The organism is Bradyrhizobium sp. CCBAU 11434, assembly GCF_028128895.1.
In the GTDB taxonomy this organism is placed as follows: Bacteria; Pseudomonadota; Alphaproteobacteria; order Rhizobiales; family Xanthobacteraceae; genus Bradyrhizobium; species Bradyrhizobium zhengyangense.
The window spans coordinates 285,877-309,428 of record NZ_LBJX01000099.1; the positions used below are offsets into that span (position 1 = coordinate 285,877).

General features: G+C 62.3%; 29 protein-coding genes. 19 read left to right on the plus strand and 10 right to left on the minus strand.

The features are described from left to right. Positions 1 to 311: 311 nt before the first annotated feature. Positions 312 to 1,631, minus strand: coding sequence for an NRAMP family divalent metal transporter (locus XI06_RS32160; protein ID WP_442869482.1), 1,320 nt, complete (start codon positions 1,629 to 1,631; stop codon positions 312 to 314). Positions 1,632 to 1,941: 310 nt separating this feature from the next. Between XI06_RS32160 and XI06_RS32165 the strand changes: the two genes are divergently transcribed. Next, the gene (locus XI06_RS32165; RefSeq protein ID WP_333909380.1) at positions 1,942 to 2,550 is read left to right on the plus strand and encodes a phytanoyl-CoA dioxygenase family protein; all 609 of its coding nucleotides are present in this window, start codon (positions 1,942 to 1,944) and stop codon (positions 2,548 to 2,550) included. A gap of 36 nt (positions 2,551 to 2,586) precedes the next feature. Here XI06_RS32165 and XI06_RS32170 read toward each other — a convergent pair whose 3' ends face one another. After that, the gene (locus tag XI06_RS32170; RefSeq protein WP_271607223.1) at positions 2,587 to 3,318 is read right to left on the minus strand and encodes a Crp/Fnr family transcriptional regulator; all 732 of its coding nucleotides are present in this window, start codon (positions 3,316 to 3,318) and stop codon (positions 2,587 to 2,589) included. A 344-nt stretch (positions 3,319 to 3,662) separates the two neighbouring features. Between XI06_RS32170 and XI06_RS32175 the strand changes: the two genes are divergently transcribed. Beyond that, entirely contained in the window at positions 3,663 to 3,836 is a 174-nt protein-coding gene (locus XI06_RS32175) for a DUF3606 domain-containing protein (protein WP_237864669.1), read from the plus strand. A 46-nt stretch (positions 3,837 to 3,882) separates the two neighbouring features. On the opposite strand, the gene XI06_RS32180 is transcribed toward XI06_RS32175, so the two are convergent. Further along, on the minus strand, positions 3,883 to 4,068 hold the full coding sequence (locus XI06_RS32180; RefSeq protein ID WP_237872930.1) for a hypothetical protein: 186 nt from the start codon (positions 4,066 to 4,068) through the stop codon (positions 3,883 to 3,885). Between the two features lie 658 nt (positions 4,069 to 4,726). Further along, positions 4,727 to 4,927, minus strand: a complete 201-nt coding sequence (locus XI06_RS32185; protein ID WP_237864666.1) for a hypothetical protein — start codon at positions 4,925 to 4,927, stop codon at positions 4,727 to 4,729. Positions 4,928 to 5,267: 340 nt separating this feature from the next. Here XI06_RS32185 and XI06_RS32190 point away from each other — a divergent pair, with 340 nt between their 5' ends. The 4 genes from XI06_RS32190 to XI06_RS32205 all read left to right on the plus strand — a co-directional run bounded on the left by XI06_RS32190 (position 5,268) and on the right by XI06_RS32205 (position 6,900). After that, the gene (locus XI06_RS32190; RefSeq protein WP_237872928.1) at positions 5,268 to 5,528 is read left to right on the plus strand and encodes a hypothetical protein; all 261 of its coding nucleotides are present in this window, start codon (positions 5,268 to 5,270) and stop codon (positions 5,526 to 5,528) included. A gap of 236 nt (positions 5,529 to 5,764) precedes the next feature. After that, the gene (locus tag XI06_RS32195; RefSeq protein ID WP_237866870.1) at positions 5,765 to 6,013 is read left to right on the plus strand and encodes a hypothetical protein; all 249 of its coding nucleotides are present in this window, start codon (positions 5,765 to 5,767) and stop codon (positions 6,011 to 6,013) included. Between the two features lie 107 nt (positions 6,014 to 6,120). Next, the gene (locus XI06_RS32200; protein ID WP_271607224.1) at positions 6,121 to 6,378 is read left to right on the plus strand and encodes a hypothetical protein; all 258 of its coding nucleotides are present in this window, start codon (positions 6,121 to 6,123) and stop codon (positions 6,376 to 6,378) included. A gap of 336 nt (positions 6,379 to 6,714) precedes the next feature. Further along, complete coding sequence (locus XI06_RS32205; protein WP_237866867.1) at positions 6,715 to 6,900, plus strand: hypothetical protein; 186 nt, start codon at positions 6,715 to 6,717, stop codon at positions 6,898 to 6,900. Between the two features lie 128 nt (positions 6,901 to 7,028). Here the strand turns inward: XI06_RS32205 and XI06_RS32210 are convergent, their stop codons facing one another. The 3 genes from XI06_RS32210 to XI06_RS32220 all read right to left on the minus strand — a co-directional run bounded on the left by XI06_RS32210 (position 7,029) and on the right by XI06_RS32220 (position 9,231). Beyond that, the gene (locus XI06_RS32210) at positions 7,029 to 7,244 is read right to left on the minus strand and encodes a hypothetical protein (protein ID WP_237866865.1); all 216 of its coding nucleotides are present in this window, start codon (positions 7,242 to 7,244) and stop codon (positions 7,029 to 7,031) included. After that, a complete protein-coding gene (locus XI06_RS32215; protein ID WP_237866863.1) occupies positions 7,241 to 7,441 on the minus strand; it encodes a hypothetical protein in 201 nt (66 codons plus the stop codon). The genes XI06_RS32210 and XI06_RS32215 overlap by 4 nt, the downstream gene beginning before the upstream one ends. 275 nt (positions 7,442 to 7,716) lie before the next feature. Beyond that, on the minus strand, positions 7,717 to 9,231 hold the full coding sequence (locus XI06_RS32220) for an FAD-dependent monooxygenase (protein ID WP_271607225.1): 1,515 nt from the start codon (positions 9,229 to 9,231) through the stop codon (positions 7,717 to 7,719). Between the two features lie 183 nt (positions 9,232 to 9,414). Here XI06_RS32220 and XI06_RS32225 point away from each other — a divergent pair, with 183 nt between their 5' ends. Then, a complete protein-coding gene (locus XI06_RS32225) occupies positions 9,415 to 9,558 on the plus strand; it encodes a hypothetical protein (protein WP_237866861.1) in 144 nt (47 codons plus the stop codon). A gap of 135 nt (positions 9,559 to 9,693) precedes the next feature. Here XI06_RS32225 and XI06_RS32230 read toward each other — a convergent pair whose 3' ends face one another. After that, positions 9,694 to 10,038 carry a response regulator gene (locus XI06_RS32230; RefSeq protein ID WP_237872925.1) on the minus strand — a complete coding sequence of 115 codons (345 nt, stop codon included), beginning with the start codon at positions 10,036 to 10,038 and terminating at the stop codon, positions 9,694 to 9,696. 137 nt (positions 10,039 to 10,175) lie between these two features. On the opposite strand from XI06_RS32230, the gene XI06_RS32235 reads away from it, so the two are divergent. The 6 genes from XI06_RS32235 to XI06_RS32260 all read left to right on the plus strand — a co-directional run bounded on the left by XI06_RS32235 (position 10,176) and on the right by XI06_RS32260 (position 15,103). Next, positions 10,176 to 10,313: a clathrin light chain gene (locus XI06_RS32235; protein WP_237866857.1), complete on the plus strand. Its 138-nt coding sequence runs from the start codon at positions 10,176 to 10,178 to the stop codon at positions 10,311 to 10,313. Positions 10,314 to 10,387: 74 nt separating this feature from the next. Further along, the gene (locus tag XI06_RS32240) at positions 10,388 to 10,546 is read left to right on the plus strand and encodes a hypothetical protein (protein ID WP_237866855.1); all 159 of its coding nucleotides are present in this window, start codon (positions 10,388 to 10,390) and stop codon (positions 10,544 to 10,546) included. Between the two features lie 482 nt (positions 10,547 to 11,028). Then, on the plus strand, positions 11,029 to 11,349 hold the full coding sequence (locus tag XI06_RS32245) for a hypothetical protein (protein ID WP_237866853.1): 321 nt from the start codon (positions 11,029 to 11,031) through the stop codon (positions 11,347 to 11,349). 618 nt (positions 11,350 to 11,967) lie between these two features. Further along, positions 11,968 to 13,236 carry a CaiB/BaiF CoA transferase family protein gene (locus tag XI06_RS32250; RefSeq protein WP_237866851.1) on the plus strand — a complete coding sequence of 423 codons (1,269 nt, stop codon included), beginning with the start codon at positions 11,968 to 11,970 and terminating at the stop codon, positions 13,234 to 13,236. Between the two features lie 64 nt (positions 13,237 to 13,300). Next, complete coding sequence (locus XI06_RS32255) at positions 13,301 to 14,530, plus strand: acyl-CoA dehydrogenase family protein (protein WP_271607226.1); 1,230 nt, start codon at positions 13,301 to 13,303, stop codon at positions 14,528 to 14,530. 9 nt (positions 14,531 to 14,539) lie between these two features. Then, complete coding sequence (locus XI06_RS32260; protein WP_271607227.1) at positions 14,540 to 15,103, plus strand: flavin reductase family protein; 564 nt, start codon at positions 14,540 to 14,542, stop codon at positions 15,101 to 15,103. A 24-nt stretch (positions 15,104 to 15,127) separates the two neighbouring features. Here XI06_RS32260 and XI06_RS32265 read toward each other — a convergent pair whose 3' ends face one another. Further along, entirely contained in the window at positions 15,128 to 16,036 is a 909-nt protein-coding gene (locus XI06_RS32265) for an NAD(P)-dependent oxidoreductase (protein WP_237866848.1), read from the minus strand. A 178-nt stretch (positions 16,037 to 16,214) separates the two neighbouring features. Here XI06_RS32265 and XI06_RS32270 point away from each other — a divergent pair, with 178 nt between their 5' ends. From XI06_RS32270 to XI06_RS32295, 6 genes are all read left to right on the plus strand, one after another. After that, positions 16,215 to 17,198, plus strand: a complete 984-nt coding sequence (locus tag XI06_RS32270; protein WP_237866847.1) for an ABC transporter substrate-binding protein — start codon at positions 16,215 to 16,217, stop codon at positions 17,196 to 17,198. Positions 17,199 to 17,276: 78 nt separating this feature from the next. Further along, positions 17,277 to 18,971 (plus strand): dihydroxy-acid dehydratase, encoded by a 1,695-nt coding sequence (gene ilvD, locus XI06_RS32275; protein ID WP_271607228.1) that lies wholly within the window; start codon positions 17,277 to 17,279, stop codon positions 18,969 to 18,971. A 123-nt stretch (positions 18,972 to 19,094) separates the two neighbouring features. Next, positions 19,095 to 19,940, plus strand: coding sequence for an ABC transporter ATP-binding protein (locus XI06_RS32280; RefSeq protein WP_271607229.1), 846 nt, complete (start codon positions 19,095 to 19,097; stop codon positions 19,938 to 19,940). Next, positions 19,937 to 20,722 carry an ABC transporter permease gene (locus XI06_RS32285; RefSeq protein ID WP_237872916.1) on the plus strand — a complete coding sequence of 262 codons (786 nt, stop codon included), beginning with the start codon at positions 19,937 to 19,939 and terminating at the stop codon, positions 20,720 to 20,722. Before XI06_RS32280 ends, XI06_RS32285 begins: the two co-directional genes overlap by 4 nt. Next, a complete protein-coding gene (locus tag XI06_RS32290) occupies positions 20,719 to 21,480 on the plus strand; it encodes an ABC transporter permease (protein ID WP_237872915.1) in 762 nt (253 codons plus the stop codon). The genes XI06_RS32285 and XI06_RS32290 overlap by 4 nt, the downstream gene beginning before the upstream one ends. A gap of 35 nt (positions 21,481 to 21,515) precedes the next feature. Continuing rightward, positions 21,516 to 22,562: a peptidase M29 gene (locus tag XI06_RS32295; RefSeq protein WP_271607230.1), complete on the plus strand. Its 1,047-nt coding sequence runs from the start codon at positions 21,516 to 21,518 to the stop codon at positions 22,560 to 22,562. Here XI06_RS32295 and XI06_RS32300 read toward each other — a convergent pair. Further along, positions 22,559 to 23,551: a 3-hydroxybutyryl-CoA dehydrogenase gene (locus tag XI06_RS32300; RefSeq protein WP_237872911.1), complete on the minus strand. Its 993-nt coding sequence runs from the start codon at positions 23,549 to 23,551 to the stop codon at positions 22,559 to 22,561. The two genes, XI06_RS32295 and XI06_RS32300, sit on opposite strands and share 4 nt — an antisense overlap. Position 23,552: the final 1 nt, after the last annotated feature.

Here is a 23,552-nt window from a genome sequence, read left to right on the forward strand (position 1 = left end):
CCCGAAAAAGCGCCAAGCCCAGACTTTTTTGGCCACAATCGGACCCGATCAAGGACGCATGCAGTTTCTAGCCATGATTTCGGTTTTGGCGCTCCTCACGATGAGTGGGGCCGCCGTTTCCGATCGGTTGCTCACAGCCGATCAGCACGTCGCGCAAGGGGTGGAGTAGCGCGCACGAGCGAGGGTGCATTGTCTTTGGGGAGACAACGATGCTTTCAGTCGACCAGTTCTTGCGGTTCATCAGCGTGCCGGCCGTGATTGCGGCCTTCATCATCCCCTCGCAGATCTCGGCGGCGCTGTCGCCGGTCTGATCAGCCGATCGCGGACGAGCCGAGCAGAGCGAGGACGGCCAGCGCCATCAGCGCGGTGCCGAGCCAGCCCAGCGCAACCAGCCAGCGTCTCGCCGCGAAGCGGCCCATGATGGCCCTGCTTGAGACGATCAGCATCATCATTGCCATGATGGGGACCGCGACGATGCCGTTGAGCACGGCGCTCCACACCAGCATGTGGATCGAGTCGATCCCGGTAAAGCCGAGCCCAAAGCCGATGATGGTTGCGGCCGCGATGATGGTGTAGAAGCCGACTGCCTTCTCCGGCCTTGCCTCCAGCGTCGCGCGCCAGCCGAAGATTTCCGCCACGCCATAAGCCGCCGAACCGGCCAGCACCGGGATTGCCAACAGGCCCGTCCCGATGATGCCAAGCGCGAACAGCGCGAAGGTGAAGTCACCGGCGAGCGGCCGCAGCGCTTCGGCCGCTTGCGTCGCCGAGTTGATGTTGGTGACGCCGTTGGCGTTCAGCACCGAGGCGGTGGTCAGAATGATGAAGAAGGCGATGCCGTTCGACAGCAGCATGCCGAGCGTCGTATCGACCCTGATGCGCGTGAGTTCGGGATCGCCGCCGCGTCGCGTCTCCTCGCGGAGCGGTCGGTCGCGCTTGCCAAGGTTCATTTCCTCGACCTCCTGGGAGGCCTGCCAGAAAAAGAGATAGGGGCTGATGGTGGTGCCGAGCACCGCGACCACCATCATGAAATAATCGGCGCTGACATTCGCCTTCGGCCACACCGCGGCAAGCAGCGCGGTGCTCCACGGAATCTCCACCGTGAAGGCGGTCGCGACATAGGCAAACAGCGTCAATGTCAGGAATTTCAGCACTGGCGCGTAGCGGCGATAGGGCAGGAAGACCTGGAGCAAGGTCGAGCCGGCTGCGAAGATCAGTGCATGTTCGTGATTGAGCCCGCCGATGACCAGCGAGAGCGCCTCCGCCATCGCGGCGATGTCGGCGGCGATGTTGAAGGTGTTCGCGGCAACGAGCAGCCCCACAAGTGCCATCACGATCCAGCGCGGAGCGAGCTCCTTGACATTAGCTGCCAGCCCCTTGCCGGTGACCCGGCCGATCTGCGCGCTGACCAGCTGAATGGCGATCATGAACGGCGTGGTCAGGAATACCGTCCAGAGCAGCCCGTAGCCGAACTGCGCGCCGGCCTGGGAATAGGTGGCGATGCCCGATGGATCGTCGTCGGCCGCTCCCGTGATCAAGCCTGGCCCGAGTCGCTTCAGGAGCGTCGGCTCCTCCTTGGTCGGAGCGACGGCGCTGCCGCGCGCGGAGGCTTGAAGTCTGGATCGGTTCGACAAGGCTGACCTTCCGGAAATTGCGAATTCAAGGGCTAAGCGCGGGCATAGGCGGAAAGTTCCATGGCGGGCCAACGATGCGCGACGCATCGCGCCGATCATGCCACGCCGGTCGGATTCGGACCATCGCAACCGCCCTCGTCAGCGGACCTGTACGCTAGCTTCTGCTAGCTCCGCTTGAAGACAACGGCGTGACTCCCGCCCGATGCGCACCGCTCTTGCGAAAAACACGTTGAGATTGTACGCGGCGTCATGAGCCATCGCCTGGCGCCCACCAAGGTCACCCCCGCTCGCGCCGGATCAGGCGGCGGCACTGGCGCGCGACGGTTATCTCCTGCTTCGCGGCGCCGTGCCCGAAGCCTGGCGCGAGGCGCTGCGTGCCGCTTTCGATGCCGGTGTCGGGACCGGCGACCAATGGGCCGTGCCCCGCGGCGCCGGCTGGCGCCACGCGCTGGTCGATCTCGATCCGATCGTGCAGCGAACCTGCCGACTGCCGCCGCTGCTGGCGGCGGGCGCGCAGATGCTGGCAGGTCCGTTCTTTCTGTCGCAGGTCGAGGGCCGTGAGCCGCTGCAGGGCGGCGGCCATCAGCCCCTCCACCGTGACGGAGTGGGCAGCAGGGCCGTTGCCGCGTTGGTTTTCCTGGACGCTTACGGGCCGGACAACGGCGCCACGCGCCTCGTTCCGCGTCACCTCGACGAGGGCGAGCCGGATGAAGCCGCGTCCCTGATCACGTCGGGCGAGGCGGGAGACATCCTGGTGTTCGACGCCGATCTGCCGCACGGTGCGACCCGCAATCGTTCCGGCGCACGGCGGCGTTCGCTGCTACTGAGCTTCATGCCGGAGCGCATGCGGGAGACACAGGAGTCCTGCCGCGCGATCCGTAGCGTGCGCATGGATACCTCCGAGGTGTTTGTCCCCTGAACCCCGCGCGTTTGGTTTGGTTGCTTTGAGTGTGCCCTAGGACGACGGCGACATCTGCAGATAGCGGCCGTCGAACTGGGCGAGCTCCTGCAGCTTGTGCTCGTTGAGAATCCGCACCGTGCCGCGCTGCAGCTCCAGCACGCCGTCGATCCGCAATTCGCGCAGGATGCGGTTGGTGTGAACGCTCGTCACGCCCATGGCTTCGCCGAACTGCTCCTGCGTCAGCGGGATTTCGAAGGTATTGTCGATCACGCGGCCGATCAGGCGCAGCCGTTCGCGCAGCTCGACGATCAGATGTGCAAGCCTGACGTAGGTGGAGCGCTGGCCGACATTGACGATCCATTCCTGCGACACGGCGGCATCCACCAGCGTGTCGCGCCAGAACATGTCGCCGACGCCGGATCGCTCGCCGATGAGGTCGTTCAGGGCCTTGTGGGCGATGAAGGCTAGCGTGCAATCGGACAGCGCGATCAGGTCGTGGTCCACGGAGGGGAAGTGGAGGTTTTGTAGGTTTGGCAGGTCGCCGGGAATGTGGATAGAGAGGATCTGGCGCCTGCCGTCCACGACCGTCTTGGAGCGGACGCAGAAGCCGTCGGCGATCAGGCAGCATTCGGTCGGCTGTTCGCCGTCGCGCAGCACGGTCTGGTTTTCGCGAAAATTGCGGAGCGTGAACGGCAACGCTGCGAGGGATTCCAAATCCCTGTCGTCCGCGCCGGTCGTGGTTTTCAGGCGCTGAAACAGCGGCGCCCAGATCATCTCGCTTGTCACGGCAGTCGGCCCCCCACGCGACTGAGCGCGTGAGGGCCAAAAAGCATAGACCCCGGCTTGCTGTTGAAAACAAAGGTTAAATGAAGCCGCTCCCGCCTCTCAACATTGTGGACGATGCGTTAGCGAAATGGGCAAACGCAACAAATGTTAAGAAGGGCAAGGGGCGGCCCACTGCGCGACTTAACATTTATCAAGTCTGGCTGGCGCGTCGTTCGCGGCGCCATGCGGCGGACCGAGGTCTGTGCGATTTTCCGAATCGCGCGTGCTGTACAAGATTTCACGCGGCTTTGCTTCGGAACGGGGCGGGCGTGGCGGGGTTCTTCTTTTCTGAGGAGGACGTCGCAATGGACCGTCTGACGAAGCGCGAGCAGCCGGATCGCAGCAAGATTAACATGGACGAGGCCTGGGAGGTCAAGTACTGGAGCCACGCGCTTGGCGTCTCCAGGCAGGAGCTGCAACAGGCCGTCGACAAGGTGGGGAATTCAGCGGCCGCAGTTCGCAAGGAGCTCGCGGTGTGACCCGCGGACGTTCGGGCCCGGCATCAGACGGGCACCTCGTGGGTCGCTACTTGATGCTGACGAACATGCCCCAGGCCGCGGAGAGCGCCGCGCCCGTGAAGACGACACCCGGGCTGTCGCAGAACATGCCGCCGTAACTGCACACATCGGCACCGAACGAGCCGAGCTCGTGGTGGCCCGCCGAATAGAACAGTCCCGACAGTCCAAGCAATAGGCCAGCGACGTAGTACATGGCTCCCTCACGCGAGAACGGACATGTGCCAGCTTGGCGCGAAGAGATTTCATCTCGCCGAATCCGCATCAATGCATTCGATTAAAGTTTGATCTGATCCTGAGAGACCAAATCGCCCTCGGAGAACGCGGCCCTACCGGGCTCCCGCTTGCGGCCTCAACTAGTAGGGGTTGAGCACGCTCTCGAGAAATTGCTGCTTTTCGCCGGGCGCGTAACCCTGGCAAGCGCCGAAATATGGCTCTGGCCTGTCACAGGGGTTGGCGGACCGATGATATTGGCGCGGCGCATAGGCAAAACCCGAAGCCCGAGCTGACGGATCCATGTGATGATGGGGACGAACCATCGCGTGTCGGTGGTGCCCATGATGAACGCTTGCCGCGTTCGCGATTGCGCACAGGCTTATCAGAACGCTCAAGGCCAAAAACGAACGCATCGCCTTCTTCCTCCGAAGAGTTCGCTCCATTGCTCAATCATTACCATGAAGCAGCGTTCCAAAGACTCTCCCATTGTCGTCCGACCTCGTGCCAGCATCGGGAAAATTTGGCAACGGGAGAAGGAACGGTGAAATCCGGATCGGGTTGATCGAGCACCGAGGAGCACTTCGATGGACAGAACCTCGATCTACGATGAGTTGAGCCGTGTCGAGCGCGACGTGGTTTCAGGAGAGCGTCAGCTTGCAGAGCAGGAGCGGCTGGTTCTCGACTTGAAACGGGAAGGTCAGAATACTTCGAGCGCCGAAAGGGAGCTGGAACGGCTGCGTGAAGCTCAGCGCCTCCGCGATCAGGACCGTCAAAGGCTGCTTTCCCTGCTGCAGCCCTGAAATATCCTGTTGGTCCGGTTCGATCTTGAGCTCTTCCATCAGGCTTGGTATCGTTTGCACGGAGGCCGGCGAAAATATTGCAGTCGTCCTCCGTTGGTAAACTTAAGCCCTTTGCGGCCCCGCCTTCGGGTGCCTCTAGTAGCGTTGGGTGCGGCAACGTTCCCACCGTTCTTCCCTTAGACTCCGGAGGCGGGCCCCTTTTGCCTGCCGACCCATGTCCGCCGCAGCACCAACGAAGTGCCCGCGGTCCCAGTGAGCGGGCGGGATCATCTGATGTCGATCGGGGACAACAGCCCGATTGAACCTGCATCGCCTCCGGCGACACCAAGACAGGCAAAGATGTTGCCTTGGTCGCTGTTACTTTTTGCCGGATGCTGGCATGAACCCCTCCCTCGATCTGCTCTATCGCCTTGCGGCCTTCGGGATCAGCATCTACTGCGTTCGCAAGGCCTGGTATGGCTATGTCGAGCGCAAGATCCTGTTCGTCAGCGACGACTGGTGGGATTGGTCGAGATGGTCGCGGCAGGAGTTTTACCGCGACACCATGCCGATCCGCTACTGGATGCAGATGGTCGGCACGGCCGGCGGGGCGCTGCTATGCCTCGTCGGTGCGATCGTCGGCTGGCAGCCGGGCAGCTGAACATTCGACATCGCCGCGACCTCTGCCAGCGACGAAACCGTCCTGAAACAATCCTGAAACCAGATCGTCCTGAACTCCGTCGCTGATTGCCCCGACCAACGGAGCGAGAAGGAGACAAGTCATGATCCAGGTCGGTTCGAAGGAAGAAATCGCGTTGCTGCTGGCGCTGTTCGGGACCCATACCCAGCCCGCCGGCAAGCCGAAGCCGAAATCGCAGCAGCGGTAAAGACGAACCCATGCCGGGTCTGGCCGATTGCCTGAGCTTTCTGCGTTTGCTGATTGCCCGCGGAGATCCCAAAGGCATCCCGCTGGCGAGGGGCGCCATCGACGATTACCTCGCCATGGCCCCGGTCAGCGCACGCCGGCGCGGCTTGCGCGTGCTCCAGCAGGACGCGCTTGAGCTTCATGTCACCTCGGTTGGCGTGCAGCGCTCGTTCGCGGAAACGGTGGACGCCTATATCGAGCGGAAGCTGGCGGAGGAATGAGGGGAGGTTAACCTCCCGGGTTTCTTCCAAGAGCTGGCATCTGTCTTGCTACGAGAGGTCTTAATCACGGCCCGGCCAATCGGGCCGTTTCAGATTGAGGCGATCCCATGCAGTCAACGTCCCGTTTCGAAGCGACCGCGTCCCTGCAGCTCCATGCTCTGATCTCCGACCTGCACTGGCGGATCCAGATGCTGGATGGCGACATTGCCGAGGAGGAGCGCAATGCCGGGAATGCCGATCCTCGCAGCCCCACCTATTCGATGCTGGCGCAGGCCTTGCGGGCGCGCCGTGACAATTTACGGACCTCGATCGCTCTGTTGGAAGCACGGGTCGAGCGGGCGGCGGAAATGCCGCGCGCGGCGTAGACTAAAGTCGGGCCGCGGTCCGGATGCACGCTTCGACGATCTAACATAGGTTAGTATCGATCCGTTGCATAAGCTTGCGCGTCGGCTTTTGGAACCAGTGTGCACTTTGCTACTTAGGAACTCCGCCATCGGGAGTTCGAGTCGTGACCTACAAGGGTGAAGCAGAGCACCACGGGCCCGGCCGCCCACAGCCTGGCCCGTCGTGTCCGACATGCAAGACGCCGTCGCGCTACATCACGTCGGTGCTCGACGTCAGCCGCGACCGGTCCGTCTTGATCTACCGATGCGATACGTGTCGCGATGAAATCTGGCAGTGATGTCGAGGGAGGCGATGCCATGAAGGATTTCCAGACGCAGCTCGAGAAGCTCCGCAGGGATGCTGCCGAATGCGCGCTGATACGCGATCTTGCGACCGACAGGGAAAAGCGCGAGCTGTTCGAGAAGCTCGCGGGCCATCTGACCGTGCTTGCGGACCAGGTCGAGCTGGCCATGCGCGACCGCACGTCCGGCTCTGCGGCTTAAGGTCGTTTCGAGAAACTACGGTCCGTAACCAGCCCGGCGTGTTCCGCCGCGAGGCGAGGTCCGCGACGACATCGGGCCGCTGATGCAGGTTAAGTTCAAGTTTGAGGTCGAAAGGCTAAGGCCTTAGGTCAGTTCGGGCGTAAGGATCTACTTTGGACCTCGGGCGGAGAGGGCCCCCTCAACACGCCGATCTTCCGGCCGAGCTGCCAGACCTCGACGTCGCCGCGGCGCGCAAACCGCTCTGCAAAGGCAAGTGCCGACGAGTCGCTGGGTGCCTCGAAGGCTTCGGCGGCGCGGAAGATGCCGTTTTCGCCGATCAAGTAGGCGCGATACTGCTCGCTCATGACGGCGCCCTCAAGCCCGGCGAATGCAGCCAGGCGTCGATCTGCATTGCCATCTCGTCGTGCCGCGCACGGCGCAACAAAATCTCGCGGCGACGTCCCGGCGCAAGCGCGCGCGCCTGTTCGCGCAAATGCGCGGCTTCCTCCGCGAGCCTCTGATGGAGTGTCTTGGTCTGCTTGAAACGACGCCGCTTCAACATGGCGCTGCTCTCTGTGCGTGGAAGGCGGAAGCGCGACTGGCGTTCTCATCACCGATATCTGCCACGGGCCTTGCGGTGATGGTTAACCGTACGACTCGTCTCGCAAGGAGTCATCATCATTTGATAGGTCGGGAAAGAAATCAGCGCGCGTTTTGAACACGCTATTTCGCCTTTTGAGACACTTACTCATTTTGCGTGACGGCTGAATCGAAAGTGCACTTTTGAACAAAGGAGCAAGCCCGCGGGGGCTTGCTCCTTTGGAGCTTCCGACGGTGTTACGTCGCGCCGAACCAGATCGTCAGAGCTTCCGCAAGGCCGCCTGCGCTCTCATCGTCCACCCACGCCACATGCCCGTCGGGCCGGACCAGCACAGCCCCCGGCGCGGCGATCGCTCCGATGGAAGGAAGCTCCCACGCGCCATCGTACGTGGCACCGATGTGTATCACGCGATCGGCCCATGGCGAGATGTCTAGTCCGCCGCAGAAATCGAGCAGCACGCCGCGCGCATCGTGCAGGAGCGTGAACAGCTGCATCCGGCGGCCCGCGACGGTCAGCGTCAGATCGGGCATGCGGCAGCCGAGCAAGGGATGCCCGCCGCCGAGATCATAGCGGATGTCGAGCCCGCTCATCATCGCGCCGTAACGTTTGCGCGGCTGGTCCATCGCGAGCAGCTCGGAGACGATCTCGCGTGCGGCTTTGCGGCCGTCGTCGTTGCGGCGGAGCAGGGCGATCTGCGCCCTGGTGTTGCGTAGCACGCGCGCGGCCACGGGATGGCGTTCGACATGATAGCTGTCGAGCAGGCCCTCGGGCGAAATGCCCTTCACCACCTGCGCGAGTTTCCAGCCGAGATTGACGGCATCCTGCAGGCCGGTGTTGAGGCCCTGTCCACCGACGGAGTGATGGATATGCGCGGCGTCGCCAGCGAGCAGCACGCGTGCTTTGCGATAGGAGACGGCCTGCCGTGCCGCGTCGGTGAAACGCGAGATCCAGGACGGGTTGTGGACGCCAAAATCGGTGCCGTAGACAGCGATGAGCGCCTCGCTGAGATCGCGCAAGGAAGCCTCGCCGCTGCGCTCGAGCCTCGCTTCCGTCATGACGACCAGCACGCGTCCATTCTCCGTCTTGCTGAGGCCGTGAAAGCCGATTTCGTCGTGACGCAGTCCCCATGCCGGCGCCTCGCGCATCTCGACGTCGGCCATGAGGTTGCTGAGCGTCCGATCCGTGCCGGCAAAATCGATGCGTGCTGCCTTGCGAACCAGGCTCCGCCCGCCGTCGCAGCCGACCAGATAGTCCGCACGCAAGCTCTCGCCGCCTGCGAGTGTGATGTCGACGCCGGTGTCGTCCTGCACGACATCGCTCACCTCGCGGCCCCGATAGATGGGGACGCCTATTTCCTCCACCCAACCGGCGAGGATACGTTCGATATGGCTCTGCCGCAGCGCCAGCCCGTAAGGGTGCCTTGTGGGCAGATCGCTGATGTCGAGCCGCGTCCAGGCAAAGCCCGCGAGCTGGGTGATGGTCCCTTCGCGCAGGAAGCGATCGGCCATGCCGCGCTGATCGAGGATCTCGATGCTGCGCGCGTGCAGGCCGCCGGCCCGCGTGCCGGTGAGATCCTGGCTGGCGCGGCGCTCGACGATGGCGACATCGCACTTCGCCAGCGCCAGCTCCGCCGCCAGCATCAATCCGGTCGGCCCGCCGCCGGCGATCACGACGGCATGGTCGGGCGTATGTGCGGTGCGCCTTGGCAAGGTGCGGGCGCGCGCACGTGACGTCGGCAGCAGGACAGGCATGTGGTGACCCCTCTCAGGTAGCTTGAGGCGCGGGGGTGTACACGGGGATGGGGAGCTTGAAGCAAGCCCCTTGCGCACCACATATAGAGCTGGGAGGAGGGGCGTTGTTTCGCTTGCGTTCGGCCTTCGTGAGGCGTCGGGCAGGCAACGGCGGCCAATCGCCGAAGGAATGATACCGTCGAGATGCGCGCCGTCACCGGCGGCCTAGTCGTCCTGCGACAGATCGCCGGGCTTGGTGGGAAGGTCGATGGTGCCGCCATCGCCGTGAACGAGGTCCCGGCCGACGTCGCCGGTCTCGCCCGCCTGAAGTCATGCCGATCCTACTGATTCACCAACGCACGGAGCCACCCGGATCGTTCGTTTGACTCGTCGGGCAAATCACTGGCAAATAGCATCATCGAAAAGTTGCTTCAGCCCGCGCGGGACGGATCCGCCGCGGGCTTTTTATATGGCGGCAAACGTTCAGCAGACACCTGTCGTCTGCTTCATAGTGTTGGTGAGATCCTCGAGGGAGAAGGGCTTGCGGATCATGGGAAGGCCGCCACGCCGCGGCTCCCGGCCTGACAGTTGAAGCACCTTCAGGCTCGGTCGCACGCGCCTGGCGCGCTCGGCCAGCTCGTGTCCGTCCATGCCCGGCATGTTGATATCGGTGATGAGGATCGAGATGCGCTCGTTCTGGACGAGTTGCTCGAGAGCTTGCGCTCCGCTCTGCGCACCGACCACTTCGCAGCCGAGCTCCTGCAGCATGCTTGCCACGACATCCAGAACGCCGGCGTCGTCGTCGACGACGAGTACAACATGACTCATGGGTGATTAATCCTCCGGTGATGAAACGCGCGCCGCTCCCTCCGGGTTCCGAACGCGCGCCCGCAAGGCGTGTACAACGAATGGTTCGGGTGTGACTTCGTTGTGTCCTCCTGTGCGCGTGCAGGCATGAAATGTGGATGCCCTTCACGCGCGATGCGACCGAATGGCGGCGGCTCCATCGGTTGATTGACACGTCGGGCAAAACACCGGCACAACAGCACCATCGAAAAATTCTGATCAGCCCGCGCGAAGCAATTCGCCGCGGGTTTTTTTGATGTCGAAACGGCGCCGGCTGCATCCCCGGCAGGAACGGACTGCAGCCCCGGAATTTGTAGGATCCGGAGGAGCCATGCTGTCGGATTCTGATATCGCCATGCTCTGCAACATCGGCCAGTCCATCGCCTTCAGCGATGACCGGCACGGCGAGCTGTTCCGGCTGATTGCCGACGGCTACGGCAGAAGGATGGCGACACCTACGAGCTCACCGCCAAGGGCGAAGCGGCCGTGATCAATCGCGGCGCGGGGCTGAACGAGGCGTGATGATCGCCTTGGTCGCGGAGCGACCTGGATCGCGTTTGCCGTCGGCTGACCCCGCTGGTCCGCGCCGGTCGTGGAGGGCGGCAGTTGGTAACGCGGCCCGCGCAAGTCCGGATCGCGAGGGAATAGGAACCTTCAGTTCCAGGCCGGATTTGGTGTCGTGCCGGCCTACCGCCGATTGGCCGGCTGGAATGGCGGCTCCGGCGCACCAAGCCCCCCGTCATGCGCTGGAGCCGTTTTTTCGGTTTATCAAAAAATGACTTGACCCGTCGGGCAAAACACTGAGAAAATGGTTTCATCAAACGAGTAGCCGGCACGATCTTTAGTCGCGGCTGGGCAAGCTTCCCGTTTAGGACAAGGTTATCGTTGTCGGATCAACGGGTCCTCTGACCGGGTTCGCGGCGATCACTGCAATCTCGTCGTCCTTCTATCTAGCCAAATGTGGTTTTGAGAATGTTTCAAGGATCATCGAGCTGGAAGATACCAGATGCCGAGATCAGGACGATCATTGCCGAGACGCCGGCCGAGCAGCAAAGGCAGCGGTTGGACGGTGTCGATGCGATCGTGTTGAAGGCGGAGGCGTCGGTGCTGGCCTCCTTTGGGCTCGAAGATGACGACCGGAGGGAGATAAGGGCGGATTTCCAGTGCCTCCGACGGTGGCGAAAAAGCGTGGAGCGGGCCCAGATCTATGCGTTTAAGGCCGTGATTATTGTGATAGCGACCGGCCTGATGGAGGTCGTCTGGCTCGGAGTGAAGGTCGTGCTGAGCAAGTGAGATTCTCATGACGGCGGCACCGCTGCACTGCGATCCGTTCGATGAGTCGTGCTATGCACATAATTGGTAATCGACGCTGTGATGATGACGTTGCCGACACACTGGCTTCGACACTGCGGCGACACCGGAGTTCGGCCTCGAAGCGTGATAACTTGTCGATCAAGGCGACGATGCGGTCGCCTTCGCAGGCGTCACGCGTGATCCACTCGCGAACGGAATTTCGGCTACTTCTCCAGGGTCGGAGTCTTGCCGCGGCATGGGGGCGGGGGGCTTCAACTCAGATTGATGCGGGCTGCCGAAGCGCACGGGCGGCGTGTCGGATGGCACGGCATCGTCTCCGATACGACGGACAACCTGGTCTCGGCGAACAACTTCATCAAGGTGGGCCATCGGCACTGCGAGCCGAGGTTACCTGCGCCTGGTCGCATGCGCTCAATGGTCGAACGTCGCTTCGCTAAGTGGGGTGTCACGTGACGCGGAACGTCCATTCACTAGCTTCACTGTTGCTGGGCCTCTTTTAAGGCCTTCTTGTTGAAGCACTTGCGAAGTCGTCCGGCCGGGCTTTAAGTTCGCTTGCAGCGAATTCGGCGAACATAAGCCGATGTAAGGGAGCTCGAGATGCCCATTAAGCCTCAATTGCCAGAACGTTCGTCGCGGTCGGAGGGAAGACCAACCGCGCTTGACGGCTTGCTGGTCGTCGATTTTACGCGCGTGGTTGCGGGCCCTGCTTGCACACAGACGCTGGCCGATTTCGGTGCGTACGTCATCAAGATCGAGAATCCCGATGGCGGCGACGACACGCGCGCCTATGAGCATGCCGAGATCGGTGGCGAAAGCGCAGCCTATCTCAGCTTGAACCGCAACAAGCGCGGTATAGCGCTCGATCTTGCAGTTCAAGAGGGGCGGGAGATTGCGTTGGATCTGATCCGCAAGGCGGACGTGGTCGTGGAGAATTTTTCGAGCGGCGTCATGAAGAAGTTCGGCCTGGATTACGAGGCCGTCGCGCCGCTCAACCCGCGGCTGGTCTATTGCTCGATCTCCGCTTATGGGCGCACCGGGCCATTTGCCTCACGCCCGGGATTCGATCCCATCACGCAAGCCGAAAGCGGCTTCATGTCGCTCAACGGGTTCGCGGATGGCCCGGCAGTTCGTACCGGCCCGCCGATTGTCGACATGGCGACCGGGATGTCGGCTTGCAACGCGATCCTGCTGGCACTGTTAGCGCGGGATCGTCTCGGCCGCGGGCAGCATGTCGAGGTTGCGCTGTTCGATGTCGCCATGGGGATGACGGGCTTCTACGGCATGGCCTATCTGATCAACGGCGAGAATCCGGGCCGGTTCGGCAATTCGCCGGCCGGGTCTCCCACTGTTGGTGTCTACGAGGCATCCGATGGTCCGCTCTACATGGCGTGCGCCAATGATCGGCTGTATCGACGGCTGGTGGTCGAGGTGCTCAACCGCCCGGATCTCCTCAACGCGCCACAGTTCGCCACGCGTAAAGCAAGGTCTCAGAACAAGGAGCTCCTGCGCGCGGCCATCGCTGAAGTGTTTGCAAGCGACACGCTCGAGAACTGGATGGCGAAGATGAAGCTGGCCAATATTCCGGTCGGCTATCTCCGAACCGTGGAGGAAGGGTTCAATGCACCGGAAGCGCGCGAACGCGCGCGCTTGAGCCGGATCCCGCATCGTACCGCGCAGTGGGTGCCGAATATCGAACCGCCGATCAGCATGAGTTTAACGTCTGCAATTGATCCTGTGGCGGCACCGCTGCTGGGTGAGCATACTCAGGGCGTGATGCGCGAAACGCTTGGTTACGACGAGAAGCGGATTGCGGCATTGGCCGAAAAAGGCGCGTTCGGGCTGCGTAAGGCCGCGACATCGGGCTGAGTGCAGCAACAGCTTGATTTGGCAAGGTTCCAGCCTCATAAATGCATGAGAGCGAGGGACGCGAATGGTGTCTGGTCAGGAGCCGAGCATGGGTCAGTCGGTGGCGACAGACTCCGGCGAACGAGCCTATGCAGCGATGATTGCCAAGGCCCGAGCGCTGGTGCCGCAATTGCGGGAACGCGCGGCTCGAACTGAGGAGCTGCGGCACCTGCCGCCGGAGACCGAGAGCGACTTGCATGAAGCCGGTCTATTCCGGATGCTGCAGCCGAAGCGTGTCGGCGGCGCCGAGCTCGATTATGTTGCCCTTATCGATTGTGCCGAGTTGCTTGGGCGGGCCGACGCATCTGTGGCTTGGAATCTGGCTAATCTGGCAAGTCACCACTGGATGCTCGGTATGTTCGAGCAGCGTGCGCAGGATTTGGTCTGGGGCCGAGAGCCGGACGTGCTGATCGCATCGTCGTTCATCTTCCCTGCCGGCCGTGCCAGAAAGGTCGAAGGCGGATACCAGCTGCGCGGAAGCTGGCCGTTCTCGTCGGGCGTCGGCTCGTGCGCATGGAACATGCTTGCAAGCGTCGTCGCATCCGACGACGAGGCTGACGGAATCGAATACCGCATCTTTCTATTGCCAAAGGCTGACTACAAGATCCTCGATACCTGGAATGTTGCCGGACTGCGCGGCACCGGGTCGTCGGATGTCGAAGTCAGGGATGCCTTCGTGCCCGATCATATGACCGTCGCGGTGGGTGATCTCGCAGGCGGCGCGACGCCCGGCAGTAAGGTGAACCCCAATCCGCTGTACGCCCTTCCCGTCTTCTCGCTGTTTCCCTATGTTCTCTCCGGCGTCGCGCTCGGCAACGCGCAGGCGTGCCTGGACGACTATACGGAGGTCGCGCGTCACCGCATTTCGACGTACAACCGCGCCAAGTTGAGCGACTTCCAGAGCACGCAAATCAAGATCGCGGAAGCTTCCGCCAAGATTGATGCCGCGCGCCTCATCATGCGCTCGGCCTGCACTGAGGCGATGGAGGACGCACGGCGCAACCACACGCCCGATATGGTCACCAAGACCAGATACCGGCGCGATGGAGCGTTCTCGGTCAATCTGTGCACTGACGCCGTCTCTATGCTGTTCGCGGCGAGCGGGGCGCGCGGCCTGTTCACGACCGGTGTGCTACAGCGGCAGTTTCGCGATGCGCACGCGATTAATTCGCACCTCGCATTCAATTTCGATGCGGCCGGAACCAATTATGGACGCGTGGCCCTCGGCCTGCCGTCCGAGAATCTCACCTTGTGAGGCCGGCCGATGAATGACCAGCCAAAGCATCCGGCCGCCTCCGATCCCGCCAACGAGTTCGCGAGCGACAACTCGCCGATCGACCCGCGTGATTTCCGCAACGCGCTCGGCACCTACGGAACGGGTGTAACCATCATCACGGCTACAGCCGCTGATGGAAAGCCGTATGGCATCACCTGCAACTCGTTCGCCTCGGTCTCCTTGAATCCTCCTTTGGTTCTCTGGAGCCTTGGCGTCTATTCATCGAGCCTGACCGTGTTTCAAAACGCCACCCATTTCACGGTGCATGTGTTGGGCACCTCGCAGCAGGCGCTTGCGGACAAGTTTGCCAAGTCGTCGGAAGACAAGTTCGCCGGTGTGGACTGGACGCCGGGCCTCGGCAATGCGCCCGTGCTGGCCGAAAGTGTGGCAAGTTTTCAGTGTCGATCCGTCAATCGCTATTATGGTGGCGATCACGTGATCTTTCTCGGCGCGGTCGAGGCCTATGCCTACAACGCACGAGAGCCTCTGCTGTTCGCGCGAGGGACTTATGGCCGATTCTTGGCCGACGACGCGCGCAAGAAGACGCCATAGTGCGATTCAGGGACGCTGGTCAGTTCAACGGTCCGCCGCCGAAAGCTTGTAGATTTCCAGAGCGTCGGCGTCTGCGCCGCGTGCAGCCTTTGCCAGCCTGAAGATCTGACCCGCGAGGGTCGCCATTGGCACCGGCGTCGATGTTGCTTGCGCGACATCGGCGACCGTGTCGAGATCCTTCAGCATCGTTGCAATGTGCCCGAGCGGGGGTGAGTGAATGCCCTGGACCATGCGCGGTACGAAGAGCTGAAGCGGGATCGAATCCGCAAAGCCGCCAGCGAGCGCCTCCGGCAGCCGGCTCGCGTCAATTCCCGCGTTCGAGGCAAGGCGCGTTGCCTCCGCAAGCACGGTCATCGCGCATCCGACGATCACCTGGTTGCAGAGTTTCGTGGTTTGGCCGGCGCCGGTCGGACCCATGTGGGTGAACCTGCGCGCCATGGCCAGCACATAAGGCCGTGCCCGCTCGATATCAGAGGTCTCTCCTCCAGCCATGATGGCAAGCGTGCCTTCTTCGGCACCCTTGGTGCCACCGGACACCGGCGCATCGATCCAGTTTGCGCCGTTCGCAGCTTTCAATCGCGCCGCAAGCTCGCGCGCGGCGTCGGGATGGATCGACGAAAAATCGACCACGAGCTTGCCTGCCCCGGGAGCCGCAGCGAGCCCCTCCGGTCCGAAGATCACCTCTTCGACGGCGGCGGCGTCGGTCACGCACATAAAAACGATGTCGGAGTTCGTCAGGAGGTCACGCGGCGTGCTCGCGCGGTTGGCGCCGGCCTCGACAAGCGGCGCGACCTTGCCCTCAGAACGGTTCCAGACGCTGACGTGATAGCCGGCCTCGAGCAGGCGCCGGGTCATCGGCGTTCCCATCAGTCCCAGGCCGAGATAGCCGAGCCTCTCGACGCCTTGCGGGTTTGCCTTGCTCGCAGCAGCCATAGGTTGCCTCCTCCTGCCGCAGCGCAATGGCGCGCGACCGCTGCCGCACCATACACAACGGATGTCGCGGCGAAACCGTGCCGGCTTGCATGGCTTGCCTGATTGTTTGAACCATGAAACATTTGGGCCGGTCGGGTTGGGTGGCGTCGGTCGGCGCCGGAGCAACGGAGTGGGCACGATGCGGGCAGTTTCGAGGTTGACGCTGGCGATAGGGGCTATGGCAGCCATGATTGCGGGCGCAAGCCCCGCACGAGCGCAGCAGACGATCCGCGTGGGCTGGACGATCCCGGCCGAGGAATCCAAATACTGGATGATGCGTAGGCCGGCCGAGTTTCCCGATATCGGCAAGACCTACAATATCGAGTGGACCCAATTTCAGGGCACCGCTCCGATGACGCAGGCACTGGCGGCCGGCGCACTGGATTGCGCGACGCAGGCGCCGCTGTCGCTGGCTAACGGCGTGGTCGGCGGCAACCTCAAGGCCTATATCGTGGCGCAGCACGTCTTCGAGAAGCCCGGTGGCTTCTCGGTCTACTGGGCGGTGATGAATGACTCGCCGATCAAGACGATTGCGGACCTTAAGGGCAAGACGGTTGGTATTTCCGTGATCGGCGGCGGCACGCAAGGCCCGTTCAACCTGCTTCTGAAGCAGAACGGCGTCGATCCCGCCAAGGATATCAAGCTGGTCGAGGTCGGTTTTGCCGTCTCGGAGGATGCGCTGCGCCAGGGCCGGGTCGATGCGGTCAACATGAATCAGCCGTTTGCAGCACGGGCTGAGGCGAAGGGCGGTACGCGTAAGCTGTTCTCGCTGTCGCAGGCGATGCCGAACATCGTGCATATCCTAGAGGCCTGCCGTGCCGATTTCGTCGACAAGAACCCAGAACTGGTGAAGACCTATGTCCGCGACATCACGTCGGGTATGAAGAAGGCGCTCGCGAACCGCGAAGAGACCCTGAAGGTGGTGTCCGAGGTGCTGAAGGCGCCCGTTCCAGTGCTCGATACTTACCTGCTCAAGGACAACGATTTCGGTCGCGATCCCGGTGCGGCACCGAACTTCCCTGCGATCCAGAAGATGCTGGACATTTATGCGGACACGGGAATGCTGCCAAAACTGGATGTCGCGCAGTTCAGGCACCCGACCATCGTCGCGCCGCTGCAATAAGCGATAGAGCGGTTCGCAAGATGAACGAAGTCGCAGTGCCCCGCCACATGCGGGACATTGCATCGAGATGATGCAAGCATGAAGAAGCTGCGATCACGGATTACCACTGACGGGCTCGACCGGGCGCCGCACCGCGCCTTCATGCGCGCCATGGGGCTGGACGACGCGGCCATTGCAAAGCCGATGGTGGGCATTGTCAGCATGAAGGGCGAGCAGACGCCCTGCAATATGACCCATGATTTCCAGGTGGCTGCGGCCAAGACCGGGATCGAGGAAGCCGGCGGGACGCCGCGCGAATTCTCGACCGTCTCGGTGTCAGACGGCATCAGCATGAATCACGAGGGGATGAAATTCTCCCTGTTTTCACGTGAGCTGATCGCCGACTCCATCGAGGCTGTCGTTCATGGTCTCGCCTATGATGCGCTGATCGGATACGGCGGATGCGACAAGACGCTTCCGGGCGTGATGATGGGAATGGTTCGCTGCAACGTGCCTTCCATCTTCATCTATGGCGGCAGTTCGCTGCCGGGTCGCCTGAATGGACGGACGCTGACCGTCCTCGATTCCTACGAGGCTGTCGGCAGCTTCATGACGGGCGAGATCGACGGCGCGACGCTCGAACGGATCGAGCGCGCCTGCCTGCCGACGATCGGCGCCTGCGCCGGTCAGTTCACTGCGAACACCATGGGGATGGTGTCGGAGGCTATGGGCCTGACCATTCCCAACGTGTCGATGGTGCCTGGCGTCTATGCTGAGCGCGCGCAGATCTCTCGTCGCGCGGGGCGATTGATCATGGAGATGCTCGAACGTGGCGGGCCGCTGCCGCGCGACGTCGTGACACGGAAATCCCTGGAGAACGGCGCGGCGATCGTTGCTGCGACAGGTGGCTCGACCAATGCCACGCTGCATTTGCCGGCGATCGCAAACGAGGCCGGCATCGCCTTCACGATCGATGATGTCGGCGAGGTCTTTGCTCGGACGCCGCTGATCGGAAACCTGCGGCCCGGCGGCAAATACACTGCAAAGGACGTCTACGACATTGGTGGCGCGGCCGTCGTGATCCGCGAATTGATCCAGAGTGGGCATATCGATGGAGGTTGCCTGACCATCACGGGCCATACGCTTGCGGAAGAATATAGGACGGCCAATGCCCCCGACGGGGAGGTCGTTTATGCGGCCCGCGCGCCGATCATGCCCGACGGCGGTGTTGCGGTGCTGAAGGGTAGTCTTTGCCCCGATGGCGCCGTCATCAAGGTTGCAGGTTTGAAGAGTCAACTCTTCGAAGGCGTGGCGCGCGTCTTCGAGGATGAAGAGGCTTGCGTCGCCGCGGTTCGCGACCGCAGCTACAAGGCTGGCGAGGTCCTTGTGATCCGCAACGAAGGGCCGGTCGGCGGTCCCGGCATGCGCGAGATGCTCGGCGTGACAGCGCTGATCTATGGCCAGGGCATGGGCGAGAAGGTTGCCTTGATCACGGATGGGCGGTTTTCCGGTGCCACGCGTGGCATGTGCATCGGTTATGTCTCGCCGGAAGCGTTTGTTGGTGGCCCGCTGGCGCTGGTCCGCGACGGCGACAAGATCCGGATTGATGCCGCTGGCCGTCGCATGGACCTGCTGGTCGATGAACAGGAACTCGCGGCGCGACGACGCGATTGGAAGCAGCGCCCGCCTCGTCATCGTGCTGGTGCGCTCGCAAAATATGCGCGACTGGTCGGTCAGGCGCCGGGCGGCGCAGTCACGCACGAAGGACCCGCGGAGTGGCCATGGTTCGATTGAGGCGTCCCGCGCGCGCGAAATGACGACTGGTTTGGCAGGTTTCTTGCTAAGCTCATGCGGCTGACGGAGACATTCAGTAGATCGGTGGCGTGACGTTCGCGCGTGAGTGAAGCGAGAGGCGGGATGAAGGTAGTGCCTTCGAGATCGAGCGACTGGGTGAAACCGGTGAAGTCACAAAAGCCGGCATCTGCGATCATCGAGATTGACCGCGTCTCGCAGGTCTTTCAGACCTCGGCGCGCAAGGATCATTTGGCACTATCGGACATCTCCTTGACGATCGAGGAGGGAGCGTTCGTCTCCATCCTTGGTCCCTCAGGCTGTGGCAAGTCGACGCTGCTTTATATCGTCGGTGGTTTCGTCAGCCCAACCAGCGGCGCGGCGAAGATGAAGGGACAGGCCATCACGGGGCCGGGGCCGGATCGCGGGCCAGTGTTCCAGGAGTTCGCGCTGTTTCCCTGGAAGACGGTGCTGGGCAATGTGATGTACGGTCCTCGTCAGCAGGGGGTAAGTGCCACCGAGGCAGATGCACAGAGCCGCGCGCTGATCGAGATGGTCGGGCTCAAGGGCTATGAAAACTTCTACCCGAAGGAGTTGTCGGGCGGCATGAAGCAGCGCGTCGCGCTGGCACGGACACTGGCCTACCACCCGGAGGTACTATTGATGGACGAGCCGTTCGGCGCGCTCGACGCTCATACCCGGACGCGCCTTCAGAACGATCTCCTGAACATCTGGGAGCGCGACCGCAAGACGGTGCTGTTCGTCACCCACTCGGTCGACGAAGCGGTCTTCCTTTCAGACAAGGTCGTGATGATGTCGAAGTCTCCCGGTCGCATCAGGGAGGTTATCGATATCGATCTGCCGCGGCCGCGGCGCCGCAACGAGCTGTTGCTCGATCCACGGTATCAAAAATACGTCGTCGACATCGAGCGCATGTTCGATGAAAGCGACCATGCCGGTTCGCTTTTATGATATCGCCGGCTGCCGTGGCGAGACGTGCTGCGCCGGTGCTGGCTTGCATTGGATTATTGGCGGCTTGGCAGGTCGCTTCGCTCGGCTTGAAGAACGACAGCTTCCCGACGGCGCTCGAGGCGATCCGCGCGGTCCCGGATATCCTCGGTGACAAGGAATCTCTGATCAATATCCTGGCCTCGCTCCGCCGCATGGCGATCGGGTTCGGCATCGCCGTGCTGGTTTCGATTCCACTAGGCCTGTTGATGGGCCGTAGTCGGGCCGTCGCATCCTTCTTCAATCCACTCTTGATGGTGATCTATCCTGTTCCGAAGGCAGCTCTGATGCCGATCATCATGCTGTGGCTTGGCGTTGGCGAAGCTACGAAGATTCTCGTGATCTTTCTCGGTGTCAGCCTGCCGGTGATCTATCACAGTTTTGAAGGCGCCAAGGCCGTCGAGGAGAAGATGCTGTGGTCGGGCGCGGCGATGGGGCTGTCGGCCTTGCAACGTCTGGTCCGGATCGTGCTCCCGGCCGCGCTCCCGGAAATTCTAACCGGGTGCCGGACCGGCCTGGTGCTGGCGTTGATCACCATGATCACAAGCGAGATGATTGCGCGCCAGTCGGGGGCAGGGAACATCCTGTTCAACGCGCTCGACATGGGACAGTACGATACGGTTTACGCGATGATCATCGTCGTCGGAGCGATGGGCATTTGTCTCGATGCTGTTTTCGAGCGGGTTCGTGCGGGGCTTGTGCGCTGGTCCGAGCCTCAATTCGACATGCCGCTGAGCTTCTCATGATGTCACGTTCTGCGAACGCTATCTTAGGGCTCGCGCCGATTGTGCTGGTGGTCGCGCTATGGCAGGCCCTGGTGACGTTCGGCTTCGCTCCGGCGGTTTTGTTGCCGGCGCCGGGCTTCGTCTTCACGCGGCTGCTCGAGCAGCTCGTGACATGGGCGTTTCAGCAGGAAGTCGCAGCGACGTTGATCCGGCTGTTTGCTGGATTCGCGATTGCGGTCGTCCTCGGCGTCAGCATCGGCATCGCGGCTGCCGCAAGTCCCGCGATCAATGCCGTGGTTCGGCCGATCGTGCGCGTGTTGGCACCGTTGCCGAAGGTCGCGCTCTACCCGGCGCTGCTGTTGCTGCTGGGTTTCGGCCACGGATCGAAGATCACCTTGGTCGCGGCGGACGCACTCTTCCCGATTTTGCTCTCGACGTATTACGGTGCGTCAACCGTCGAGCAGAAGTTGATCTGGTCCGCCATGGCGGCGGGAACGCCGCGCTATAAAATCCTGTTCAAGGTGGTGTTGCCGGCGGCGATGCCATCGATCCTGACTGGATGCCGAATCGGCCTTGTTATTTCCTGCATCGTGGTGTTTCTGGCCGAGATGATCACGTCGACGGACGGCTTGGGCCATGCCCTTGTGACGGCGGCCCGCACCTTCCAAGCGGTCGACATGTTCGTGCCGCTGATCACGATCTCGCTGCTTGGGTTGATCCTCAATGCGTTGTTAGGCGCGGTGCGATCGTATCTCTTGCGAGGCTTCCCCGAAGCGTGACCTGACGAACAAAAGCAGAAGACCGGGAGTGAACCATGCTGGCTGATCGCATCGAGGCAAAATGGATCGACGCGTTTTGCGAGATCTTTGAACGTTGCGCCGTCAAGTCCGGCGATACCGCGGCGATCCTCTCGGAGACCCAGTCACGAGCATTGAATGTGCACCTGGCGGAGCTGGCCTTGCTGCGGATGGGAGCGAGGCCGTTCCACGTCGTGATGCCGACGCCACGTAACCGGAACATCGTTCCGGTCCGTTCGACCGGAGCGAGCGAAGCGATCCAAAAGCTGGGTCCTGTCATCAGCGCGCTTCAGCAGGCTGGCTTCGTGGTGGACTGCACCATCGAGGGCCTGATGCACGCGGTGGAGACGCCCGAAATTCTGAAGGCCGGCGCGCGCATTCTGGTGATCTCCAACGAGCATCCCGAGGCGCTGGAGCGCATGGTTCCGGATCTGGCGCTGGAGAAGCGCGTTCGCGCGGCCGCGAAGATGCTGCGCGCAAGCAAGCGAATGCGGGTCACGTCAAAAGCCGGCACGGCCCTTGATGTGGACATGGTGGGCGCTTCCACGGTTGGCGTCTGGGGTTGGACGGACAAGCCCGGCACGCTGGCGCATTGGCCGGGCGGCATCGTCGTCAGCTTTCCCAAGAGCGGGGCGATCAACGGCACGCTGGTGATGGCGCCCGGCGATATCAATCTCACCTTCAAGCGCTACCTGACGTCACCGGTGAAGATGACCTTAAAGGATGATTACGTCGTCGAGCTGGAAGGCTACGGCACGGATGCCGCGATGATGCGCGCCTATCTCGCCGCCTGGGGTGATCGGGAGGCCTATGCCGTCTCACATGTCGGTTTTGGCATGAATCCGGCCGCGCGCTACGAGGCGCTCTCGATGTACGACCAGCGTGACACCAATGGCACGGAGATTCGCGCTGTCTCCGGCAACTTCCTATTCTCGACGGGCGCGAACGAGTTTGCCGGACGTTACACTGCGGGCCATTTCGATCTACCGATGATGGGGACGACCATCGAGCTCGATGGCGTGGCAGTTGTTCGCGAAGGCGTGCTTCAGGACGTCTTCGGCTAGTTGCGGTCGAGCACCGGTGGGCGGGCCAGGTCGAAGTGCCGGAGCAGATCAACCATGGCCTGGAGCCGTTTTGTGCGATAGGCATCGACGTCCATGTCGGAATAGTCGAGGAAGCCTGCGCCGGTGCGCAGCCCGATCCGGCCTTCATGCATGTTGCGCGAAATGACGTCTGGCGCGCGATAGCGGTCGCTGCCGAGCGCGCCTTCGAGATATCGGCTGGCGTAGTACAGAATATCCCCGCCGCCCCAGTCGATGAATTCGAGCAGCCCGAGCACGGCATAGCGGAAGCCGAAACCGTAGCGGATCGCCTTGTCGATCTCCTCGGCACTGGCGACGCCTTCCTCGACCATGCGGGCGGCTTCGTTCATCGCTAGCGCCTGGATGCGCGGAACGATGAAGCCGGGTGTCGCTGCGCAAACCACTGGCACCTTGCCTATCCCTTCGAGCAACGTTTTGACCTCGTCGATGACGGCAACGTCAGTGGCTTTGCCGGGCGACACTTCTACCAGCGGGATTAAATAGGCCGGATTCAGCCAATGCACGTTGAGGAAGCGGCGCGGATTTACGATAGCGCCCGACAGATCGTCGACAAGGATGGTCGACGTGGTCGAGGCAATGATTGTGTCCGGGCCGATTTGTTTTGAAACCGTCCCCAGCACTTCGCGCTTGAGCTCGACCACCTCAGGAACCCCTTCGAAGATGATTCCCGCCTCGGAAAGGGCGGTGCCACTCCGGCTGGCCGGCACCACCGAGACCCGCGCGATCAGCGGATCAACGTTCGCCTCGGTCAGCAGTCCGAGCTTGGACAGGCTGGCAAACGTCTTGCTGATTTCGCCGAGCGCATCAGCCTCCAGCTTGGCGAACTCCTCTGCCGAACGGGCTTTGATGTCGACCATCGTGACCGTGTGTCCCGCATAGGCAAACGCAACGGCAATGCCGCGCCCCATGCGACCGGCTCCGAGACAGGCAATATTGGCGCGGCTGCTCATC

Excerpts from the sequence above, each read along its gene's own strand:
- XI06_RS32175 (WP_237864669.1), top strand. The coding sequence starts at position 3,663 with ATGGACCGTCTGACGAAGCGCGAGCAGCCGGATCGCAGCAAGATTAAC.
- XI06_RS32180 (WP_237872930.1), bottom strand. The coding sequence starts at position 4,068 with ATGTACTACGTCGCTGGCCTATTGCTTGGACTGTCGGGACTGTTCTAT.
- XI06_RS32185 (WP_237864666.1), bottom strand. The coding sequence starts at position 4,927 with ATGGAAGAGCTCAAGATCGAACCGGACCAACAGGATATTTCAGGGCTG.
- XI06_RS32190 (WP_237872928.1), top strand. The coding sequence starts at position 5,268 with ATGAACCCCTCCCTCGATCTGCTCTATCGCCTTGCGGCCTTCGGGATC.
- XI06_RS32195 (WP_237866870.1), top strand. The coding sequence starts at position 5,765 with ATGCCGGGTCTGGCCGATTGCCTGAGCTTTCTGCGTTTGCTGATTGCC.
- XI06_RS32200 (WP_271607224.1), top strand. The coding sequence starts at position 6,121 with ATGCAGTCAACGTCCCGTTTCGAAGCGACCGCGTCCCTGCAGCTCCAT.
- XI06_RS32205 (WP_237866867.1), top strand. The coding sequence starts at position 6,715 with ATGAAGGATTTCCAGACGCAGCTCGAGAAGCTCCGCAGGGATGCTGCC.
- XI06_RS32210 (WP_237866865.1), bottom strand. The coding sequence starts at position 7,244 with ATGAGCGAGCAGTATCGCGCCTACTTGATCGGCGAAAACGGCATCTTC.
- XI06_RS32215 (WP_237866863.1), bottom strand. The coding sequence starts at position 7,441 with ATGTTGAAGCGGCGTCGTTTCAAGCAGACCAAGACACTCCATCAGAGG.
- XI06_RS32220 (WP_271607225.1), bottom strand. The coding sequence starts at position 9,231 with ATGCCTGTCCTGCTGCCGACGTCACGTGCGCGCGCCCGCACCTTGCCA.
- XI06_RS32225 (WP_237866861.1), top strand. The coding sequence starts at position 9,415 with ATGCGCGCCGTCACCGGCGGCCTAGTCGTCCTGCGACAGATCGCCGGG.
- XI06_RS32230 (WP_237872925.1), bottom strand. The coding sequence starts at position 10,038 with ATGAGTCATGTTGTACTCGTCGTCGACGACGACGCCGGCGTTCTGGAT.
- XI06_RS32235 (WP_237866857.1), top strand. The coding sequence starts at position 10,176 with ATGCCCTTCACGCGCGATGCGACCGAATGGCGGCGGCTCCATCGGTTG.
- XI06_RS32240 (WP_237866855.1), top strand. The coding sequence starts at position 10,388 with ATGCTGTCGGATTCTGATATCGCCATGCTCTGCAACATCGGCCAGTCC.
- XI06_RS32245 (WP_237866853.1), top strand. The coding sequence starts at position 11,029 with ATGTTTCAAGGATCATCGAGCTGGAAGATACCAGATGCCGAGATCAGG.
- XI06_RS32250 (WP_237866851.1), top strand. The coding sequence starts at position 11,968 with ATGCCCATTAAGCCTCAATTGCCAGAACGTTCGTCGCGGTCGGAGGGA.
- XI06_RS32255 (WP_271607226.1), top strand. The coding sequence starts at position 13,301 with ATGGTGTCTGGTCAGGAGCCGAGCATGGGTCAGTCGGTGGCGACAGAC.
- XI06_RS32260 (WP_271607227.1), top strand. The coding sequence starts at position 14,540 with ATGAATGACCAGCCAAAGCATCCGGCCGCCTCCGATCCCGCCAACGAG.
- XI06_RS32265 (WP_237866848.1), bottom strand. The coding sequence starts at position 16,036 with ATGGCTGCTGCGAGCAAGGCAAACCCGCAAGGCGTCGAGAGGCTCGGC.
- XI06_RS32270 (WP_237866847.1), top strand. The coding sequence starts at position 16,215 with ATGCGGGCAGTTTCGAGGTTGACGCTGGCGATAGGGGCTATGGCAGCC.
- ilvD (WP_271607228.1), top strand. The coding sequence starts at position 17,277 with ATGAAGAAGCTGCGATCACGGATTACCACTGACGGGCTCGACCGGGCG.
- XI06_RS32280 (WP_271607229.1), top strand. The coding sequence starts at position 19,095 with ATGAAGGTAGTGCCTTCGAGATCGAGCGACTGGGTGAAACCGGTGAAG.
- XI06_RS32285 (WP_237872916.1), top strand. The coding sequence starts at position 19,937 with ATGATATCGCCGGCTGCCGTGGCGAGACGTGCTGCGCCGGTGCTGGCT.
- XI06_RS32290 (WP_237872915.1), top strand. The coding sequence starts at position 20,719 with ATGATGTCACGTTCTGCGAACGCTATCTTAGGGCTCGCGCCGATTGTG.
- XI06_RS32295 (WP_271607230.1), top strand. The coding sequence starts at position 21,516 with ATGCTGGCTGATCGCATCGAGGCAAAATGGATCGACGCGTTTTGCGAG.
- XI06_RS32300 (WP_237872911.1), bottom strand. The coding sequence starts at position 23,551 with ATGAGCAGCCGCGCCAATATTGCCTGTCTCGGAGCCGGTCGCATGGGG.